Here is a 1,826-nt window from a genome sequence, read left to right on the forward strand (position 1 = left end):
CTACGACCCGGCGTTGTTCGATGTGGGGACGGTGGAGGGGTTGGCGGGGCGTTTGGGGTTGGTGTTGTCGGGTGTTGTTGGTGGTGGTGTTGGTGGTGTGTTGGGTGGGTTGTCGTTGTTGTCGGAGGGTGAGCGGCGGTTGGTGGTGGGGGGGTGGAATGCGACGTCGTTCCCGGTGCCGTGGGGGTCGTTGGGTGGGTTGTTCGGGGAGCGGGTGCGGTGTGCTCCGGGTGCGGTGGCGGTGGTTTCGGGTGGGGTGCGGTTGACGTATGGGGAGTTGGATGTGTGGTCGGATCGGTTGGCGTGGTGGCTGGTGCGGTCGGGGGTGGGGGTTGAGGACCGGGTTGGTGTGGTGGTGGAGCGTTCGGTGGAGTTGGTGGTGGCGTTGTTGGCGGTGGTCAAGGCCGGTGGGGTGTATGTGCCGGTGGATGGGCGGGCGCCGGTGGGGCGTCGGCGGTCGGTGTTGGCGCAGGCGGGTGTGGGTGTGGTGGTGACGGCTGCTGAGGTGGGGGCGGTGTTTCCGGGTGGGTCGGGTGAGGTGTCGGGTGGGGGGTCTGGTGATTGGTCTGGTGATGGGTCGGGTGGTGGGTGGCCGGTGGGTGGGCCGGGGGTGGTGGTGGATCCGGAGAATGCGGCGTATGTGATGTTCACGTCGGGGTCGTCGGGGTGTGCGAAGGGGGTGGTGGTGCGGCATCGGGATGTGGTGTCGCTGGTGTTCGGGCGGTGTTTTGGCGGTGGTGGGCATGAGCGGGTGTTGTTGCATTCGCCGGTGGCGTTCGATGCGTCGACGTATGAGTTGTGGGTGCCGTTGTTGCGGGGTGGGACGGTGGTGGTGGCGCCTGCGGGTGTGGTGGATGCGGGGGTGTTGCGGCGGGTGGTGTCGGGGTTCGGGGTGTCGGGTTTGTGGTTGACGGCGGGGTTGTTCCGGTTGTTGGCGCAGGATGATCCGGGGTGTTTGGCGGGGGTGCGGGAGGTGTGGACGGGTGGGGATGTGGTTTCTGCCGGTGCTGTGCGTGCGGTGTTGGGGGCGTGTGGGGGGTTGCGGGTGGTGGATGGTTATGGGCCGACGGAGACGACGACGTTTGCGACGTGTTTTGTGATGGGGGATGTGGGGGGTGTTCCGGATGTGGTGCCGATTGGTCGGCCGTTGGACAATGTGCGGGTTTATGTTCTTGATGGTGGGTTGGGTGTGGTGGCGCCGGGGGTTGTGGGTGAGTTGTTTGTTGCGGGTGAGGGGGTGGCTCGGGGGTATTGGGGTCGGGCTGGTTTGACGGCGGAGCGGTTTGTTGCTGATCCGTTCGGTCCGGGTGGGTCGCGGATGTATCGCACGGGTGATGTGGTGCGGTGGCGTGGTGATGGTGTGCTGGAGTTCGTGGGGCGTGTGGATGATCAGGTCAAGGTGCGTGGTTTTCGTATCGAGCCTGCTGAGGTCGAGTCGGTGCTCGGTGCTTGTGCCGGTGTTGCCGAGTGTGTGGTGGTGGCTCGGGAGGATCAGCCGGGGGTCAAGCGGTTGGTGGGGTATGTGGTGGCTGCCGAGGGCGTCGCCCCGGACGTTTCGGTGCTGCGTTCGTATGTGGCGGAGGTGCTGCCCGATTACATGGTCCCGGCTGCTTTTGTTGTGTTGGACCGGTTGCCGCTGAGTGTGAATGGGAAGGTGGACCGGCGTGCGCTGCCGGCTCCTGACTTCAGCCGGGCTTGTGGCGGGTTTGTGCCGGCGCGGACCGACAGCGAGCGGATCGTCGCGGGGATCTGGGCCGATGTGCTGGGTCTGGAACGCGTGGGGGTCGAGGACAACTTCTTCGAACTCGGCGGCGACTCCATCCTCA

At 66.0% G+C, this 1,826-nt stretch carries 1 protein-coding gene; it reads left to right on the forward strand.

Annotated elements, in window-relative coordinates:
- Positions 1-1,826 (forward strand): amino acid adenylation domain-containing protein (locus IEY86_RS35810; protein WP_189136076.1); only part of this gene is annotated, 1,826 nt, incomplete at both ends.

Origin of the sequence: Wenjunlia tyrosinilytica (assembly GCF_014646055.1) — a bacterium.
GTDB classification, from domain to species: Bacteria; Actinomycetota; Actinomycetes; order Streptomycetales; family Streptomycetaceae; genus Wenjunlia; species Wenjunlia tyrosinilytica.